Raw genomic sequence first — 18426 nt, 5'->3', positions numbered from 1 at the left:
CTTAGTCGCGCTTGCCGGCCGCCGCGCCCGCCGCCGCCGTCATCAGTTTGCGGAACTGCTCCTGGGCGCCGGTGCCGAACGCCATCCAGTTCTTCATCAGCTCCTCGGGCGCCAGCATGGCCATGTTGGCGTCCATGCGGTTCTGCATCTCCTTCACCAGATGCTCGTTCAGGGTGCTGACGTCGGGCAGGCCCAGGAAGCTTCTGGCTTCGACAGGGGTGCAGTCGATCTCGATGGTCATCTTCATGCGGAGGTTCCCTTCGGGTAGGGCACGATATTGTTATGGGCCAAGGCCCGTCGGCTCAGGTTAGAGCGCTTTGGTCGAAAGTCACATCGGTCTGACTTGGGACACAGTAAGGACGGAGACCCGCGATGAGTGAGACCCTCACGATCACCACGCCCGATGGCGACTTCTCGGCCTATGTCGCCCGGCCCAAGGCCGAGAGCGCGCCGGCCATCGTCGTGATCCAGGAGATCTTCGGCGTCAACAAGGTGATGCGCGACATCGCCGACGGCCTGGCCGCTCAGGGCTATGTCGCGATCGTGCCCGACCTGTTCTGGCGGATCGAGCCCGGCATCGACATCACCGACCAGTCCGAAGCCGAGTGGAAGCGGGCGTTCGAGCTGTTCAACGCGTTCGACGTGGACGCTGGTATCGGCGACATCGCCGCCACCATCACCAAGGCCCGCGAACTGCCGGGCGTCAACGGTAAGGTCGGCGCGGTCGGCTACTGCCTGGGCGGCCTGCTGGCCTTCCTGACCGCGACCCGCACGGACGTCGACGCCAGCGTCTCCTACTACGGCGTCGGCATCGAGAAGCACGTGAACGAGGCCGAGAAGCTGACCCATCCGCTGCTGATGCACATCGCCGAGAAGGACCAGTTCGTCCCGCCGGAAGCCCAGCAACTGATCCTGAGCGCCCTGAAGGATCACCCGCAGATCGAGCTGCACACCTACGCCGGCCGCGACCATGCCTTCGCCCGCGAGGGCGGCGCCCACTACGATGCGGCTGACGCGGCCAAGGCCAATGGCCGCAGCCTCACCTTCTTCCAGAAGGCGCTGGGCTAGTGCTCGCGATCCAAGCTGTTCGCACCGGCGGTCCGGAGGTTCTGGAAGCCGTGGAGCTTCCCGTCCCCTCGCCTGCCGCCGGACAGATCCTCGTGCGTCACCAAGCCGTGGGCCTGAACTACATCGATACCTACCACCGTTCAGGCCTCTACCCGCTGAAGATGCCGGCGGTGATCGGTCTCGAGGCGGCCGGAATGGTCGAGGCTATCGGCGACGGCGTCACCCGGTTCCAGGTCGGGGACCGCGTCGCCTACAACGGAACCCTGGGGGCCTATGCCGAAGCGGCGGTCGTTCCGGCCGAGCGCGCGGTGAAGGTTCCGGAGGGCGTCAGCCCGGAGACCGCCGCCGCCGTCCTGCTCAAGGGCATGACCGCCGAGTTTCTGGTGCGGCGATGTTTCCACGTGAAACCTGGCGACCTTGTCCTCGTCCACGCGGCCGCCGGCGGCGTCGGCCAGATCCTGGTCCAGTGGTGCAAGGCCCTGGGCGCGACGGTGATCGCCACGGCTGGCGGCGAGGCCAAGCTGGCCCTCGCCCGCCAGCTTGGCGCGGACCATGTCGTCGACTATCGCCACGAGGATGTCGCCGCCCGGGTCGCCGAGATCACCGGCGGAAAGGGCGTGGCGGTCGTCTATGACGGAGTCGGCAAGGACACCTGGGACGCCAGCTTCAAGAGCCTGGCCAGGCGCGGGATGCTGGTCACCTTCGGCAACGCCTCTGGCCCGGTCCCGGCCTTCGCGCCGCTGGAGCTGTCAGGCAAGTCGCTGTACGTCACCCGCCCGCGCCTGTTCGACTACATCGCCACGACCCAGGAACTGGATGAGAGCGCCCAGGCGCTGTTCGCCGTCCTCGGCTCCGGCGCGGTGAAGATCGACATCGGCCAGACCTTCCCGCTGGCCGAGGCCCGCGCGGCGCATGAAGCGCTCGAAGGTCACCGTACGACCGGTGCCACCGTGCTCATTCCGTAGGGCCGAACCCGGCCCGACCAAACCAGTAGGGCCCAATAAAAAAGGCCCCGGGTAGCACCGGGGCCTTTCTCGTATCGGCCAAAAGCCAAAATGTGAGTCCGTTTGGACTCAGGTGTTCATCGACTGGAAGAAGTCGCCGTTGGTCTTCGACTGACGCAGCTTGTCGAGCAGGAACTCGATCGCGTCCGATGCGCCCATCGGGTTGAGGATGCGGCGCAGCACATACGTCTTCTGCAGCTGGTCGCGCGGCGTGATGAGTTCTTCCTTGCGGGTGCCGGACTTGAGCACGTCGATGGCCGGGAAGATGCGCTTGTCGGCGACCTTGCGATCCAGGACGATTTCCGAGTTACCGGTGCCCTTGAACTCTTCGAAGATGACTTCGTCCATGCGGCTGCCGGTGTCGATCAGGGCCGTGGCGATGATCGACAGCGAACCGCCCTCCTCCACGTTGCGCGCCGCGCCGAAGAAGCGCTTGGGGCGCTGCAGGGCGTTGGCGTCGACACCGCCGGTCAGCACCTTGCCCGACGACGGGACGGTGGTGTTGTAGGCGCGGCCCAGACGCGTGACCGAGTCCAGCAGGATGACGACGTCGCGCTTGTGCTCGACCAGGCGCTTGGCCTTCTCGATGACCATCTCGGCCACCTGCACGTGGCGCGTCGCCGGCTCGTCGAAGGTCGAGGCGATGACCTCGCCCTTCACCGTGCGCTGCATGTCGGTGACTTCTTCCGGGCGCTCGTCGATCAGCAGGACGATCAGGTAGCACTCGGGGTGGTTGGTCTCGATCGACTTGGCGATGTTCTGCAGCATGACCGTCTTACCCACGCGCGGCGGGGCGACGATCAGGCAGCGCTGGCCCTTGCCGAGCGGAGCGACGATGTCGATGACGCGGCCCGAGCGATCCTTGATGGTCGGATCGGGCAGTTCCATGTTCAGGCGCTCGTCGGGATAGAGCGGCGTCAGGTTATCGAAGTGGATCTTGTGCTTGACGTTGTCAGGCGCTTCGAAATTGATCTTCGCCACACTGGTCAGCGCGAAGTAGCGCTCACCTTCGCGCGGCGAGCGGATGGCGCCGTCGACGCTGTCGCCGGTGCGCAGGCCATACTTGCGGATCTGTGAGGGCGAGACGTAGATGTCGTCCGGGCCCGGCAGGTAGTTGGCTTCCGGCGAGCGCAGGAAGCCGAAGCCGTCCTGCACCACTTCCATGGTGCCCGAGCCCGAGATCTCCACGCCTTCTTCGGCGAGGGTCTTCAGAATGGCGAACATCATGTCCTGCTTGCGCATGGAGTTGGCGTTCTCGACCTCGAAGGTCTCGGCGAACGCCAGCAGGTCGGCCGGGGATTTCTCCTTCAGCTCCTGCAGGGACATGGACTTCAGGCCCAGGGCGGCGACGGCTTCGGCGATCCCGGAGCCATCGTCTTCGCCTTCGGCCTCGGCTTCCGCGTCGGCGGACGCGGCCTCCACCGTCGTATCGATATCGACGGAGCTCTCTTCGGGGGTCGCCTCTTCGGCGGTCCCACCATCCGAGGCGAGAATTTCGTTTTCGGTTTCTTCGGTCATGACAAGACTCAAGAGTGGGCGCGGACCCCAAGACGGAGTCCGGCCGGTAAGACTTCGATGGTCACACCGGTCCGCCCATGCGGACGGACCAGGCGAGCGCGTCGATTGACGATGACGCGGATCGTTCGGGGGACGGACCTTGGAGCGGATCGCTCGCGGGGCGCGCCAGGACGGGCGCCGGTCCGTAGAGAAGGAGTTCGGAAAATCCGAACTTCCCTGGATGCAAACCACGCGGCGAACCGGCGGTCAAGCCGCCGGCCGGACTCAGTGGTTCAGGAACTTGGTCGTCACCGACAGGACGATGACGATCGCCAGCACGAACGGGATCTCGTTGGTCGCCCGCCAGAACTTTTCGGACCGGGGATATTCGCCCTTCTCGAACTTCTTGCGCGAGGCCGACAGAAAACCGTGGAAGCCGTAGAGCCCGACGAGGGCCACCAGCTTGGTCGCCATCCAAGGCTCGACCAGGAAACTCCAGCCGCGGATCTGGGCGTCGGCCAGGATCAGACCAAGACCGAACAGCGCCGTGGCGATCGAGGCCGGATTGATGATGCCGCGTAGCAGACGCCGCTCCATGACCGTGAAGGTCTCGTGCATCTCCGAGCCCGGCGTCGCCTTGCTGTGATAGACGAACAGGCGCGGCAGGTAGAGCATCCCGGCCATGAAGGCGATGACCGACAGGATGTGCAGGCCCCGCACGACGTTGAAGTGCGCCACCAGGAAATCGGTCATGCCGAGGCCGCCTCTTTGCACGGACAGTTGAACGCGCCGCAGCGCCAGTCGCCGCCGGGAACGACGCCATTGCTGGCGAGGGCCTGACGGACCATTCCGGCCAGGCTGGCTATGAACTCCGGCGCGACGCCCAGGGCCGGTACGCGGATATAGGGCGCGACGCCGACCGCCGTCGCCAGCTCGGCGTATTCGTGGTCCAGTTCGACCAGGGTCTCGACGTGCTCGGAGACGAAGGCGATCGGGGTGATGATCAAGCCCTTGCCTTCGGCGCCCGCGCGGCGGATCTCGTCGTCGGTCGAAGGGCCGATCCACTTCATCGGCCCCACCCGGCTCTGATAGCTGACGGTCCAATCCAGGCCCGCCGGCAGCCTGGCCGCCACCGCGGCGGCCGTGGCCTCGATCTGCTTCTGGTAGGGGTCGCCGCCCAGGATGACCTTCTCCGGCAGGCCATGGGCCGAGAACAGCAGGCGGACATTCGCCGGCGAACCGGCCTTCTCCCACGTCTCCCGGATCAAGCGGGCATGCGCTTCGACGAGCCTGGCCTCGTTCGGATAGCAGCAGACCGTGGTCTGACGTCCGGGACCCGAATAGCTCTTCGCCCAGGCCTTCAGCGACGAGCCGGTCGTGGTCTCCGAATATTGCGGATAGAGCGGCAGCAGCACGATCTCGTCCGGCGCGAAGGCCTTCACCTGCCTGGCGGTCTCAGCCGTCAGCGGGTTCCAATAACGCATGGCGATGAAGCACTTGGCCTCGACGCCCGGCAAGCTCCTGGCCAGTTCGGACTCTAGCGCGCTGGCCTGCTTCTCCGTCTCCGGCAGCAACGGCGAGCCGCCGCCCATGATCGCGTAGTTGGCCTTGGCCATCTTTTCACGGCTGGTCGAGATCAGCGCCGCCAGCGGATAGCGGGCGATGGCCGGCAAGCCAATGATGGCCGGGTCTCGGAACAGGTTGAACAGAAACGGCCGCACCGCGCGCGGACCGTCCGGCCCGCCGAGATTGAACAGGACGACGGCGAGCTTGCGGGTCATCCGCCAACCTTGTGGCCAGTCACCCGCTCCAGCACCAACTCGACATTGGCGATCGGCGTGTCGGGCAGGATGCCGTGTCCCAGATTGAAGATGTAGGGACCCTGGTTCCACTGTTCCAGCAACTGGTCGACGCGACGCAGCAGCGCATCGCCACCGGCCCGCAGCAGCAGCGGATCAAGCGCCCCCTGGATGGTCTTGGTCTTCTGGATCGCTTGACCCAGCTTGGCCGAGGCCGAGGTGTCGAGCGCCACGCCCTGCACCGGAACCTTGGCCGCGTAGTCCTCGACCAGCGTTCCGGCGCCACGCGGGAAGCCGATGATCGGCACGGTCACGCCGCGCGCCCGCAAGCCCTCGATGATCCGGATGTGCGGCTGGGTGACCAGCCGATCGAACAGCGGCTCGGACAGGCCCTCGGCCCAGCTCTCGAACAGCTTCAGGGCCTGGGCCCCGGCGTCGACCTGCATGGCCAGATAGTCGACCGTCGAGTCGACCAGCACCTGGATCAGGGCGTCCAGCTTTTCAGGGTTCTGATAGGCGTAGGTCCGCGCGCCGCTGCGATCGCTGGAGCCGCCTTCGATCATGTAGGTCGCCACCGTCCAGGGCGCGCCGGCGAAGCCGATCAGGGCCTTGGACGGATCGAGCTCTGAGCGAACCCTCGTCAGCGTCTCCCCGACGAGCTTGAGGGCCTCGCCCGCATTCCCGGCCCTTTCGGCCATGGACTCGATCGACGGCATCTCACCCAGCTTCGGGCCTTCGCCGGCCTCGAACCAGACCTTCTGGCCCAGAGCGCCCGGGATCAGCAGGATATCGGCGAACACGATCGAGGCGTCGTAGGGAAACCGGCGCATCGGCTGCAGGGTGACTTCCGCCGCCTTCTCCGGATCGAAGCAGAAACTGATGAAGTCCGGAGCCGTGGCGCGCACCGCGCGGTACTCCGGCAGATACCGTCCCGCCTGACGCATGAACCAGATCGGAGGATTCGCGTGCTTCTCGCCGGACAGCGCGGAGAGAAACTTCGGGGTCCCATTTTCAGGGCGTTGGGTCGGAGACGTCATGGAACGGGTTAAAGCCCGGCGAGCGTCCAGGCTCAAGCCCGTAAGGCTCCTAAGACCTTCCTCTCATATCTTAATAAGAAATTAAGTTTGAAAGAGGGGGTGGGAGGGCAACTGCATAGTGGGGAAAACGCCTGACGGGCGAGTGACTCGCACAGCCGATCCCTCGTTACCCCCAGCCCTTCCCACATGGGGTTAAGGATCTGTTAATCATGTGGACAGACCCGTAAGCGCCTTGAAGGCTTAATGAATTCTTAACACGCCGAGGCGGGAGAAAGACCCTTCGCGAGACTCTGTCCCGAGCCTTGGACAGTTGGGATTCACTTATCGGGGGATGCGGAGCGAGCCTGGGGATGGTACGCGGGCAATGCGACCGTTGATCACAGCGGCGCTATGACACGACGTCTCTTGGGCCATTCGGCGCCCGGGCGTCCCCAGAGGCAGGACAAGTGGTTAAGCAACCGTTAACGGATGATCCACAGGAGAGTCTGGCTCGGGGGGAAGCGGAACGGCTGCCACCGCGCTTCGCCACCTACTTCCATATCCACCTGGTGTCCGATTCCACCGGCGAGACTCTGAACGCCATGGCGCGCGCGGTCTGTGCTCGCTTCACCGACATCCTGCCCATCGAACATATCTACGCGCTGGTTCGCTCCACGCGGCAGCTGGATCGGGCGCTCGAGGAGATCGGCGGCGCGCCTGGCGTGGTGATGCACACCATCGTCGATCCGGGCCTGCGGGCGGCGCTGGAAGAAGGCTGCCGCAAGCTGGAGATGCCCTGCATCGCCGCGCTGGATCCGGTGATCAGCGCTATGTCCCGCTATCTGGGCGCGCGGATCTCGACCCGGGTCGGGGCCCAGCACGCGCTGACAAACGACTATTTCGACCGTATCGAGGCGCTGGACTACGCCATCGCCCACGATGACGGCCAGGGCGGCCAGGACCTGACCCAGGCCGATGTCATTCTGGTCGGCGTGTCACGGACCTCCAAGACCCCGACCTGCATCTATCTGGCCCACCGTGGCGTGCGCGCCGCCAATGTGCCGCTGGTCCCGGGCCGGCCGCCGCCGCAGGATCTGTTCGAGCTTAAGAACACCCTGATCGTCGGCCTGATCACCTCGCCCGATCGCCTGATCCAGATCCGCCGAAACCGCCTGCTCTCCCTCAAGGAAAACCGCGAGAGTGACTATGTCGACGGCGACGCCGTTCGCCAGGAGATCATCGCCGCCCGCCGCCTGTTCGAGCGGATGAACTGGCCGGTCATCGACATCACCCGTCGCTCGGTCGAGGAGACGGCGGCGGCGGTCATCAACCTCTTGTCGGGCGGCCGCGGCAAGGTCGAGGTCCTGAGATGACCCCCGTAACGCTCGCGTCCAAGAGTTCGGCGCGACAGATGATCCTGAAGAACGCCGGCGTCGCCTTCGAGGCGTTCAGCCCCGGCGTCGACGAGGACGCGGCCAAGGCCGGTCTGCTGGCCGAAGACGTCACGCCGCGCGACATCGCCGACGCGCTCGCGGAGATGAAGGCGGTCAAGGTCTCGACCAGACGCTCGGGCCTGGTGATCGGCGCCGACCAGACGCTCGACCTCAAGGGCCGGCTGATCGACAAGGCCAATTCCCTGGAAGAAGCCCGCGAACGCCTGCTGGAACTCCGCGGGACAAGCCATAAGCTGCACTCGGCCGTGGTCGTGGCCCGCGACGGCCAGCCGATCTGGCGGATCGTCGAGAGCGCCAAGCTGTCGGTGCGGCCGTTCAGCGAGGCCTGGCTCGACGCCTATATCGAGCGTCGCGGCGAAGCCCTGCTGTGGTCGGTCGGCTGCTACGAGCTGGAGAGCGAAGGCGTGCAGCTGTTCGACGCCGTCGACGGCGACTATTTCACCATACTGGGCCTGCCGTTGATCGGGCTTCTGGACTTTCTGCGTCTTCACGGAGCCCTGGCCGCATGACCTCCCAACGGGCTTCGGGGATCTCGGGAGCCGCCATCGTCGGCGGCGTCTGCGGCGCGCCGATCAAGCATTCGATGAGCCCGCTGATCCACAATGCCTGGATCCAGGCGGCGGGGCTCGACGCGGCCTATGTTCCGTTCGCGCCCGGCGTGGACAATTTCGAGACCTTCGTGAACGGCTTCCGAGGCGGCGCCATCCGGGGGCTCAACGTCACCATCCCGTTCAAGGAACGCGCGCTCGCGGTCGCCGACCACGCCAGCGACCTCGCCAGGATGGCGGGCGCGGCGAACCTGCTGATCTTCGAGGCCGACGGCTCGATCCATGCCGACAACACCGACGGGCCTGGCCTGTTGGGCGCGCTCGCCGAGCAGGCGCCAGGCTTCGCCGTCTCGGCCGCGCCGGTCGTGATCCTTGGCGCCGGCGGCGCGGCGCGTGGCGCGACCGCCGCCCTGCTGCTGGCCGGCGCGCCCACGGTCCGGATCGTCAACCGCACCGTCGAGAGGGCTCAAGAGCTGGCCGACGCCTTTGGCGAAAAGGTCGTGGCGGCCGGCGAGCCGGACCTTCCGGTCCTGCTGGCCGATGCGGGCCTCGTCATCAACGCCACCTCGCTCGGCCTGGGCGGCGGCGAAGGCCCGGCGGCGGATCTAGCCCTGACGCCGGAGACGGCGGTGATCATGGACATGGTCTACAAGCCGCTGCGAACCGAATTTCTCCGTCGCGCCCAGGCCGCCGGTCGCCGCACCGTCGATGGCCTGGAAATGCTGCTGCGCCAGGCCGTCCCAAGCTTCGAGCGGATGTATGGCGTGGCGCCGCCAGCCGAAGTCGACGCGCGCGGCCTGTTGCTGCGCCTTCTCGGAGAGGCCTGACATGTTGATCCTGGGTCTCACGGGCTCCATCGGCATGGGCAAGTCGACGACCTCGGCCCTGTTCCAGGCCGAGGGCGTGCCCGTCTACGACTCTGACGCCGCCGTCCACGCGCTCTACGCCAGCGGCGGCGCGGCGGTCGGGCCGGTGGGAGAGGCCTTCCCCGGCGTCGTCGTCGACGGCGCGATCGACCGGGCCAAGCTCAGCGCCCAGGTGGTCGGCAATTCCGAGGCCCTGGCCAAGCTGGAGGCGATCGTCCACCCGCTGGTCGGCGCTCATCGCATCGGTTTCTTCGAGAAAGCCCAGGCCGAGGGCCACGAGATCGTGGTGCTGGACATCCCCCTGCTGTTCGAGACCGGTGGCGAGAAGAAGGTCGACAAGGTGGTGGTCGTCTCGGCGCCCGCCGAGATCCAGCGGCAGCGTGTGCTGGCCCGTCCCGAAATGACGCCGGAGAAGTTCGAGGCGATTCTGGCCCGCCAGACACCGGACGCCGAAAAACGCGCCCGCGCCGACTTCGTGATCGATACCAGTCAGGGCGTGGAGCACGCCCACGCCCAGGTCCGCGACCTTCTGACTCTGTTGAGAAGTCCCGGCCCCGCTTGAAGCTCGCCACGAACGGCGGCATTGAAGGATCATGGCCCGGGAAATCATCCTCGACACCGAAACCACCGGCTTCGATCCGAAGACGGGCGACCGCCTGGTCGAAATCGGCTGCATCGAGGTGGTCGACTTCATGCCGACCGGCCGCTCGTTTCATGAATATTGCGACCCGTTGCGCGACATGCCGGCCGAGGCCGAGAAGGTCCACGGCCTGTCGTCGGCCTTCCTGACCGGCAAGCCGAAGTTCCACGAGATCGCCGACAGGTTCATCGACTTCGTCGGCGACAGCGTCGTGGTCGCCCACAACGCCGCCTTCGACCGCTCGTTCGTCAATTTCGAACTGGAGAAGTGCGGTCGCGCGCCGATCCATGAGGAGCGCTGGATCGACACCCTGGCCATGGCCAAGAAGCGCTTTCCGGGCATGTACAACTCGCTCGACGCGCTGTGTAAGCGGTTCAAGATCAGCCTGGACAGCCGCGACAAGCACGGGGCGCTGATCGACTCGCACCTGCTGGCCGAAGTCTATCTGGAACTGCAGGGCGGCAAGGAACGCGCCCTGGAACTGACCCACGTCGAGACCCTGTCGGTCTCGGCCGCGATCCAGGGCTCGTACGGCGCCCGGCCGCGTCCGCTGGCGCCCCGCTCGACCGACGCCGAACGCGAGGTCCACGCCGCCTGGATCCGCAAGAACCTCAAGGACTCGGCGCTCTGGATCAAGCAGGGCATCGTCGCGGCCGAGGGTTAGGACCGCGCGTCTCTAGAAGCCGTACTTGGCGAACGCCTGGACCCGGTCGAGCGCGCCGTCGGTCCCGCTTTCCAGAACCCGCCGGCCCTTCATGTACTCGATCCCCACGTCGAAGCCCGCCACGGGCGTCCAGATCAGGTTGCCGTGCAGACTTTCGGCCCGACGATTGACGTTCAGGCCCGAGGCGGCCGGATTGTCGACGGCCTGGGTCGAATAGAACAGGCTAGACCGCAAGGCCGGGCTCCACAGATGGCGGTAGGCGACGAACCCGGCCGTGACGCCGACCGGCCGGATGGCTCCGGCGCCGTCCGCGGCGACGTCGTTGGCGAAGTTCAGACCGACATAGCGTCCGATCCCTCGACCGCGCGTCAGCATCAGCCGGATATCGTCTCGCCCGCCGACCTTCACGCGCGCCGCGGCCGAGAGGCCCCAGCCGAAAGCGGCGTCGCGAAGCCCGCCCTGGTCGACCGAGAGCCGGCGGCCCAGGGCGGCAAGCGACCAGTCTCCCCACGGACGGCGACCGTCGAGGCGAACCACCAGGTCGGGCAGGCGATTGTCATCGGCCACGAGGCGGGCGCCGCCGCCGGCGGGCGTGACCGTCGTCTCGGGATTTTCCAGGGCCAGGGTCAGCGGTCCCCGCGTGCGCCGGATCTGCGCCTGACGGACGAAGACGAGGCCCTCGCTCGGGCCGAGATAGTCGGCGGTTTCCGGCAGGACCGCGATGTTCTGGAACGTCGACCAGTCCTGGCCAAACAACCAGCCGTCGACCGACACATAGGCCCGGCGCAGCGCGAAGGTCGACGGATTGGTGGTGCGCGCGTCGCCGCCGCCCGGCAGGGTCTGGAAGTCGCCCTCGATCCTGGCCTGGATATCGTGACCGCCCAGTCGGCGGCTGGCGCTCGCCCAGAGACGGGTCTGGCGGGCGTTGAAATCGACCTTCGCGCCCTCTCCCGCCCCGGCGACAGGGATCGCCCCGGGCGAATAGAAGTCGCGAATCGGATCGCCCAGCGCCGGATCGGCGCGCTGGAACCGGGTGGCCATGGCGTCCAGCTTCACATAGCCGCCGAAACGCAGCTCGAGCCGGTCCGTAGCCGTCGGACCGGACGGCGGCCTAGCGGCTGGAACGATAGCTGGCGGCGCGGCCTGGGCGTCCCGGGCCGCCATCTGGGCCTTGAGGTCGGCGAGGGCGCTTTCGAGTTCGCGCACCCGGGCCTCCAACTGGGGATCGGCGGCCCGGGCCAGGGACGGGACGGCAAGCATCGCCAGCATCGCGGCCAGGGCGGCGCGGTCGCGGAACATGGCGCGGCCCTGCGTTAGCCGGCCGCCCGCAGAGCGGGCCCGGCCCGTCCGGCGGCGCGCCCGACTTGTTCGCCCAGGCGGAAACGACCCATCAGCCGCACCAGCTCGACGGTCTCGTTGCGCAGCGAGTGCACCGCGGCCGTCGATTCCTCGACCATGGCGGCGTTCTGTTGCGTCGTCTGGTCGATCTGGCCCATGGCCATGTTGATCTGGCCCAGGCCGTGGGACTGTTCCTGGGTCAGGTCGGCGATCTCTCGGACGACGGTGTCGATCTCGGCGACCTTGGAGACGATGTCGCCCAGGGCGGCGCCCATGACGCGCACCTGGTCGACCCCCTCGGCGATCTGGGCCGTGGTCGAACCGATCAGGCTCTTGATCTCGCGGGCGGAATCCGCCGAGCGCTGGGCCAGGGCGCGGACTTCCTGGGCGACGACCGCGAAGCCTCTGCCGGCTTCACCGGCGCGGGCGGCCTCAACGCCGGCGTTCAGGGCCAGCAGGTTGGTCTGGAAGGCGATCTCGTCGATGACGCCGATGATCTGATGGATCTGTTGCGAGGAGTTCTCGATTTCGCTCATCGAGGCGATCGCCCGTTCGGCCACGCCGCCGCTGTATTCGGCCTGCTTCTGGGTCAGGGCCACGGCGGCGCGGGCTTGGCCCGCGCCCTTGGCCGAGCGGCTCACCGCGTCGGTCAGCTCACCCAGCGCCGCGGCGGTCTCCTCCAGGGTCGCGGCCTGCTGCTCGGTGCGCCGCGACATGTCGTTGGACGCCGAGGCGATCTCGTCGGCGCTGCTGCTGATGCCGGCGGAATTGTCCTGCACCACCTTCATGGCGTCGGCCAACTGGTCCAGGGCGGCGTTCAAGTTCTCGCGCAGCACGGCGTATTGCGCGGGGAAGTCGGCGGCCAGCCGGATCGTCAGGTCTCCGTCGGCCAGGCGGGCGGCGACGGCGGTGACATCGGCCACCACGCGCTCCTGGATCCTCGCCGCCGCGAGGTTCTCGGCCTCGCGTTCGTGGCGAGCGGTCTCGGCGGCCGCCCGTTGCAGCGCGGCTTCCGATTCCAGCCGGTCCTTCTCCACCGCGGCCTCGCGGAAGACTTCCAGGGCCTGCGCCATCTGGCCGACCTCATTCGAGCGATCGACGAACGGCACCGGGCTTTCCTTGTCGTTGCGGGCCAGGGCGGTCATTCGCAGCGTGAGGGCCTTGACCGGGCGCGAGATGGTTCCGCCCAGCAGGCTGGCCAGCGCGGCCATGGCCAGAAGGAGAACCAGGCCCACGGCCGTGAGCTCCAGCGCGGCCTTGTTCACGGCGGCCTCAATGTCATCGACATAGACGCCCGAACCGATGACCCAGCCCCACGCCGGCAGCAGCTTGACGTAGGAGATCTTGGGCTGGGGCGCCTGGTGGCCGGGCTTGGGCCACTGGTAGTCGACGAAGCCTTCGCCCTTGGTCTTGGCCACCTCGGTCATCGCCGCGAACAGCGCCTTGCCATTCGGATCGCGCAGGTTGGACACATCCTTGCCATTCAGCGCTGGCTTGAACGGGTGCAGCACCATTCGCGTGTCGAGGTCGGTGATCCAGAAATATTCCTGGTCGCCATAGCGCAGCGCCGACACGGCCTCCCGGGCGGCGGTCTGGGCCTGGGCGCGGGTTATGCGCCCGGTCCGGGCCTCGGCTGCGTAGTGCGCGACGATCGAACTGGCGGTCTCGACCTGGCTTCGGGTCTTTTCGGCGATGTCGGCGTGCATGGTCGCGCCCAGCTTCACCAGGCCCAGGCCGATCGCCACCGCGAGGCCCAATCCCGTGAGCAGGATAACCAGTCGCAACCTGGCCATGATCGAGAAATCGCGGAATTTTCGCACACCGTCCCCCTGGAGAGGATTGACCAAGTTAACCAAGGGTCATCGGGCGCTCAAAGCAGTTAAGCAAAGATGGTCGCTAGGCTCTCGCAGCTGCGACAACTTGTCTTGGTTTCGTCCTCAACAAGAAAGTTACCGGTATCATTTCCCGGATTTGGGTAAAGTGTACTCAAATCGGGAAATAGTACTTTTGGCTAGGTCGGGACCGCGACGACAGCTTTACAGCCGCAAATCCGCCGTCACCGGGGCATGGTCGCTGGGTCGCTCCCACTCCCGGACGGTGTCGTGGACCCGCGAGGAGACCTTGCCGTCCACGATCGCCGCGTCGCGCAGGCCGGGGCTGGCCAGGATGTGGTCCAGGCGCAGGCCGCGGTTGGACTTGCGGAAGTCGGCCGCGCGATAGCTCCACCAGGAGAACAGTTTTTCCGGCTCCGGCGTCGCCAGGCGCGGCAGGTCCAGCAGGTCCATCGACTTCATCATCGCGTCAAAGGCCTCGAGCTCGCCCGGGGTGTGGCTGACCACCTTGAGCATCTGGCGGTGGCTCCAGACGTCGTTCTCGCCCGGTGCGATGTTGAGGTCGCCGGTGACGATCAGCGGCGCTTTGGGATCGCGCTTCTTCAGGGCGGCGGTCAGGGTCTCGTAGAAGTCCAGCTTGTGGTCGAACTTCGGATTGCCGATGCGGTCGGGCGTATCGCCGCCGGCCGGGATGTAGAAGTTCTGGATGTCGACGCCGGCCACCTTGACCGCGACGCAGCGGGCGTGACCCTCGCGGCAGTTCATCAGGGTCGGGACATCCTCGAACGGCAGGCGCGAGGCGATGGCCACGCCATGCCAGCCCTTCTGGCCCGCGATCTTGAGGTGCTTCAGGCCCATGGCTTCGAAGGCCTCGCGCGGGAACTCGCCCTCCTGGCACTTGATCTCCTGCATGCACAGGACATCCGGCGCCTGCTCGTCGACGAAGCGGGCGGCCTGTTCAGCGCGGAGGCGGACGGAATTGACGTTCCAGGTGGCGATACGGAGGCGCATGGCTTGGCTTTAGGGGGTTTGCCGACGCCTGAAAAGAAAAACGCCCCAACGCAGGGGCGTTGGGGCGAAAGTCTAGTCTCTCATGCCGCCGCCGGGAGGGGATAGGATCCGGCACGGTTTGCGAAGAGCGGGTCGGTCGCTCATCGCCATGCGTGTTAAATATGCCACTTCAAAACTTTAAGTCAACCCTGGATCAGGTTGATTCTTGCCTGTTGTGAGAATGTCACATTTCGGCGGCGCTAGGGTTTGCCGACCTTGCGACGGGGGTCGGTCAGCACGAAGAGCTTGGGATCGAGGTCCGAGGTCTCGGCGAAATCGATCAGGCGCACGCGGATCTGACCGCCCTTGATGTCGGTGACCGTCCAGCCCATCAGGCCCACGGGCGCATTGGAGAAGTCCATCGAGATGCGGCCCAGCGCCTGGCGCTTGGCGTCCTGGGCGACGATGGTGAAGCCGTCGGCCAGCGGGCGAATGTCGGTGATGGTCACGCCGCGATCCAGGCGCACCTCGCGGGCCAGCAGCAGGTTCAGCGGAGTCTTGCTGAGCGGATAGCTCTCATAGGTCTTCAGCCGGCTGTCGAAGATGTTGACATTATTGCCGTTGCTGACGACCAGCAGGCCCGCGGGCGGGTCATAGGCGAACCGCGCCTTGCCCGGGCGCTGCATATAGAAGGCGCCCTGCGTCTGGGTCCCGCGCGCGTCGGTCTGCACGAAGCGGCCCTTGGCCGAGCCCAGGCCCTGGATATAGGCGGTGGCCTTGTCCAGCAGGGCCTTCTGTTCGGTGGTCAAGGCGGCCGGGACCGGCTTGGCGTCCTGAGCCAGAACCGGAGAAGCGATGGCGGCGGCCAGGCCGGCCGCCAGAAGAATACGGCGAGTGGTCATGCGATCTCCTTAGCCTCAACCTTGGCCCGCGCGAAGGCCGCCGCGAGGCCATTTTCCGGCGCCCCGATGAAGCGCCGTTCAGGTTGGGATGCTGGGAACGCGTCCAAACGGCCAAGGTTTCCCCTCATCCCGCTCTCCCCGGCGAAAGCCGGGGCCCAGATTCATCCTGAGCGTCAGATGTTGAAGCGCCCTCCGCCGAGGGTCGACGAAGGGCACTCTGGGTTCGATCTGGACCCCGGCTTTCGCCGGGGAGAGCGGAGTAGAAATTACATCGGCGGTGGCGGCGGGGCCAGGATCTCGCGCTTGCCCGCATGGTTGGCGGCGCCGACGACGCCTTCCTTTTCCATCCGCTCCATCAGCGAGGCGGCGCGGTTGTAGCCGATCTGCAGGCGGCGCTGGATGTAGCTGGTCGAGGCCTTGCGGTCGCGGGTGACCACGGCCACGGCGTGGTCGTAGAGGTCGTTGGACCCGCCCTCGCCGGCGAACGCGCCCTCGATGGCTTCTTCCTGTTCCTCGTCGCCGCCGGCGGTGACTTCTTCCAGATATTGCGGGATGCCCTGGTCGCGCAGGAACTTGGCGACCTGCTCGACTTCGCCGTCCGAGACGAACGGGCCGTGCAGGCGGGTGATACGGCCGCCGCCGGCCATATAGAGCATGTCGCCCTGGCCCAGCAGCTGTTCGGCGCCCTGCTCGCCCAGGATGGTGCGGGCGTCGATCTTTGAGGTGACCTGGAAGCTGATCCGGGTCGGGAAGTTGGCCTTGATGGTGCCGGTGATGACGTCGACCGAGGGGCGCTGGGTGGCCATGATCAGGTGGATGCCGGCGGCGCGGGCCATCTGGGCCAGGCGCTGCACGGCCCCTTCGATGTCCTTGCCGGCCACCATCATCAGGTCGGCGACCTCGTCGATGACCACGACCAGATAGGGCATGGCCTCGGGACGGATCTGCTCGGTCTCGTAGATCGGCCGGCCGGCGTCGTCGAAGCCGGTCTGGACGGTGCGCTCGAAGTGCTCGCCCTTGTCCAGCGCCTCGTTGGCCTTCTCGTTATAGCCGCCGATGTTGCGCACGCCGATCTTCGACATGCGGCGATAGCGGTCCTCCATCTCGCGCACGGTCCATTTGAGGGCCACGACGGCCTTCTTCGGATCGGTCACGACGGGCGCCAGCAGGTGCGGGATGCCGTCATAGACCGACAGTTCCAGCATCTTCGGGTCGATCATGATGAAGCGGCACTTGTCGGGCGGCAGCTTGTACAGGATCGACAGGATCATGGCGTTGACGCCGACCGACTTGCCCGAGCCGGTGGTGCCGGCGATCAGCAGGTGGGGCATCTTGGCCAGGTCGGCGATATAGGGTTCGCCGCCGATGGTCTCGCCCAGGGCCATGGGCAGGATCTGGCTGGCTTTCTCGTAGTCGGCGCTCGAGAGCAGGTCGCGCAGATACACGGTCTCGCGCTTGGAGTTCGGCATCTCGATGCCGATGGCGTTGCGGCCTTGGGCCACGGCCACGCGGCAGGAGATCACGCTCATCGAGCGGGCGATGTCGTCGGCCAGGGCCACGACACGGGCGGTCTTGACGCCCGGCGCCGGCACCAGCTCGTACATGGTGACCACGGGGCCGGGACGGATCTGGTCGATCTGGCCCTTCACCCCGAACTCGGCCAGCACGCTTTCCAGCAGGCGGGCGTTCTGGCGCAGGGCGGCGGCGTCGACTTCCGACGAGCGTGGCTTGGACTTGGCCAGCATCGCCAGCTCCGGCAGCTGGAAGCCCGCCTCGTCGTCGAAGTCGAAGGCCTTCTGCTGCTCGCGCGCCTCGCGACCCGATTCCTTGGGTACGGTCTTGGGCTTGGCGATCGCCATCGGGCGGGCGTCCAGCGAGTCCTCGAAGGCGTCCTCGTCGTCCTGCGGCGGCGGGGTGTAGGCGCGCTCCGTCGCGCGCTGCGACACCGGGGTCGGCGCGGCGGCGACCACGGCCTCGTCGTCATCGGCGTCAATCGGCGGCAGGCGGCCCGGCCGCTCGCGCTGGGGCGGGGCCTCGGCCTTCTCCCTCTTGGCGCGGGCCGGCTTGGGGGCTGGCTCCGGTATCGGTTCCGGCTCGGCGCGGACGCGCGGCTGCAGGGCGTTGCTGACGGCGGTGTGGATGGCGTCGGGATCAACCTCGCGCACGCCAATGGCGAAGCCCAGGGCGACGATGGCCGCGACGGCGAACAGGATGGCGGCGACGATCGTCGCGCCGGGAATGTGGGCGAAGCGCAGGACGCCGGCCACCATGTGCAGCAGGGCGTCGCCCCAGAAGCCGCCCAGGCCCTTCTCCAGCTGCCAGATCGCCGGCGGCGGCGGAGCCGCGAGGGTGGCGGAGAGCGCCAGCAGGCCCAGGGCGCCGACAAGGGCGCGCTGGCGCAGATCCTTGCGCTCGGCGTCCGGGTCGGCCTGGGCCACGCGGGTGACGCCGAAAACGAGCATGAACAGGGCCACGCCCCAGCCGGACAGGCCCAACGACTGCATCAGCAGGTCGGCGATCGCCGCGCCGGGCGCGCCCAGGGCGTTGCGGGCGGGTTCGCCGGTGGCGGCGTTCAGGCTGGGGTCGGTGGCGTTGTAGGTGGCGATGGCCAGCAGCAGGACGGCCCCGATCACGGTGATGATCCCGCCCCGGAACCGGGCGGTCCAGGGCTGGACCCAGCCGTAACGGATCGCATCCCAGAGGAGCTCCGTCGTGGATCGCCGCGCGGCTCGCGCCATGAAAGTCTCCGAACTCAACTTCGCCGTCTGACCCTCAGAATGGGTCGAACCGCGATGTTGTGCCCGAAGA

At 67.0% G+C, this 18426-nt stretch carries 17 protein-coding genes; 7 read left to right on the top strand and 10 right to left on the bottom strand.

Going from position 1 to position 18426, the window contains the following annotated elements; translation table 11 throughout:
• Position 1 precedes the first annotated feature (1 nt).
• Entirely contained in the window at positions 2-247 is a 246-nt protein-coding gene (locus AC07R7_RS21705; RefSeq protein WP_492838959.1) for a DUF6489 family protein, read from the bottom strand.
• 125 nt (positions 248-372) lie between these two features.
• Between AC07R7_RS21705 and AC07R7_RS21700 the strand changes: the two genes are divergently transcribed.
• Positions 373-1068: a dienelactone hydrolase family protein gene (locus AC07R7_RS21700; RefSeq protein WP_494636557.1), complete on the top strand. Its 696-nt coding sequence runs from the start codon at positions 373-375 to the stop codon at positions 1066-1068.
• Complete coding sequence (locus AC07R7_RS21695) at positions 1068-2033, top strand: quinone oxidoreductase family protein (protein ID WP_494636556.1); 966 nt, start codon at positions 1068-1070, stop codon at positions 2031-2033. The genes AC07R7_RS21700 and AC07R7_RS21695 overlap by 1 nt, the downstream gene beginning before the upstream one ends.
• A gap of 108 nt (positions 2034-2141) precedes the next feature.
• Here the strand turns inward: AC07R7_RS21695 and rho are convergent, their stop codons facing one another.
• From rho to hemE, 4 genes are all read right to left on the bottom strand, one after another.
• Entirely contained in the window at positions 2142-3590 is a 1449-nt protein-coding gene (gene rho / locus AC07R7_RS21690) for a transcription termination factor Rho (protein ID WP_492838954.1), read from the bottom strand.
• A 264-nt stretch (positions 3591-3854) separates the two neighbouring features.
• Complete coding sequence (locus tag AC07R7_RS21685) at positions 3855-4322, bottom strand: CopD family protein (protein ID WP_494636555.1); 468 nt, start codon at positions 4320-4322, stop codon at positions 3855-3857.
• A complete protein-coding gene (gene hemH, locus AC07R7_RS21680; protein WP_494636554.1) occupies positions 4319-5350 on the bottom strand; it encodes a ferrochelatase in 1032 nt (343 codons plus the stop codon). The genes AC07R7_RS21685 and hemH overlap by 4 nt, the downstream gene beginning before the upstream one ends.
• Positions 5347-6405, bottom strand: coding sequence for a uroporphyrinogen decarboxylase (gene hemE, locus AC07R7_RS21675; protein WP_492838949.1), 1059 nt, complete (start codon positions 6403-6405; stop codon positions 5347-5349). The genes hemH and hemE overlap by 4 nt, the downstream gene beginning before the upstream one ends.
• Positions 6406-6851: 446 nt before the next feature.
• Here hemE and AC07R7_RS21670 point away from each other — a divergent pair, with 446 nt between their 5' ends.
• The 5 genes from AC07R7_RS21670 to dnaQ are packed head-to-tail and all read left to right on the top strand — an operon-like array spanning position 6852 to position 10556.
• Complete coding sequence (locus AC07R7_RS21670) at positions 6852-7757, top strand: pyruvate, water dikinase regulatory protein (protein ID WP_492838948.1); 906 nt, start codon at positions 6852-6854, stop codon at positions 7755-7757.
• A complete protein-coding gene (locus tag AC07R7_RS21665) occupies positions 7754-8347 on the top strand; it encodes a Maf family protein (RefSeq protein WP_494636553.1) in 594 nt (197 codons plus the stop codon). The genes AC07R7_RS21670 and AC07R7_RS21665 overlap by 4 nt, the downstream gene beginning before the upstream one ends.
• On the top strand, positions 8344-9213 hold the full coding sequence (gene aroE, locus AC07R7_RS21660; protein ID WP_494636552.1) for a shikimate dehydrogenase: 870 nt from the start codon (positions 8344-8346) through the stop codon (positions 9211-9213). Before AC07R7_RS21665 ends, aroE begins: the two co-directional genes overlap by 4 nt.
• Position 9214: 1 nt before the next feature.
• Entirely contained in the window at positions 9215-9814 is a 600-nt protein-coding gene (gene coaE, locus AC07R7_RS21655; protein ID WP_492838943.1) for a dephospho-CoA kinase, read from the top strand.
• A 31-nt stretch (positions 9815-9845) separates the two neighbouring features.
• Positions 9846-10556, top strand: a complete 711-nt coding sequence (gene dnaQ / locus AC07R7_RS21650; RefSeq protein WP_492887325.1) for a DNA polymerase III subunit epsilon — start codon at positions 9846-9848, stop codon at positions 10554-10556.
• A gap of 12 nt (positions 10557-10568) precedes the next feature.
• Here dnaQ and AC07R7_RS21645 read toward each other — a convergent pair whose 3' ends face one another.
• From AC07R7_RS21645 to AC07R7_RS21625, 5 genes are all read right to left on the bottom strand, one after another.
• The gene (locus tag AC07R7_RS21645; protein WP_494636551.1) at positions 10569-11855 is read right to left on the bottom strand and encodes a DcaP family trimeric outer membrane transporter; all 1287 of its coding nucleotides are present in this window, start codon (positions 11853-11855) and stop codon (positions 10569-10571) included.
• Between the two features lie 14 nt (positions 11856-11869).
• Positions 11870-13714, bottom strand: coding sequence for a methyl-accepting chemotaxis protein (locus tag AC07R7_RS21640; RefSeq protein WP_494636550.1), 1845 nt, complete (start codon positions 13712-13714; stop codon positions 11870-11872).
• Between the two features lie 216 nt (positions 13715-13930).
• Positions 13931-14737 carry an exodeoxyribonuclease III gene (locus tag AC07R7_RS21635; protein WP_494636549.1) on the bottom strand — a complete coding sequence of 269 codons (807 nt, stop codon included), beginning with the start codon at positions 14735-14737 and terminating at the stop codon, positions 13931-13933.
• 239 nt (positions 14738-14976) lie between these two features.
• Positions 14977-15618 carry an outer-membrane lipoprotein carrier protein LolA gene (locus AC07R7_RS21630; RefSeq protein ID WP_492838933.1) on the bottom strand — a complete coding sequence of 214 codons (642 nt, stop codon included), beginning with the start codon at positions 15616-15618 and terminating at the stop codon, positions 14977-14979.
• Between the two features lie 266 nt (positions 15619-15884).
• The gene (locus AC07R7_RS21625) at positions 15885-18374 is read right to left on the bottom strand and encodes an FtsK/SpoIIIE family DNA translocase (RefSeq protein WP_494636548.1); all 2490 of its coding nucleotides are present in this window, start codon (positions 18372-18374) and stop codon (positions 15885-15887) included.
• Positions 18375-18426 lie beyond the last annotated feature (52 nt).

It is taken from the genome of Caulobacter sp. GW821-FHT05F04, from assembly GCF_059419665.1.
This window is presented reverse-complemented; position numbering and strand designations above follow the sequence as displayed.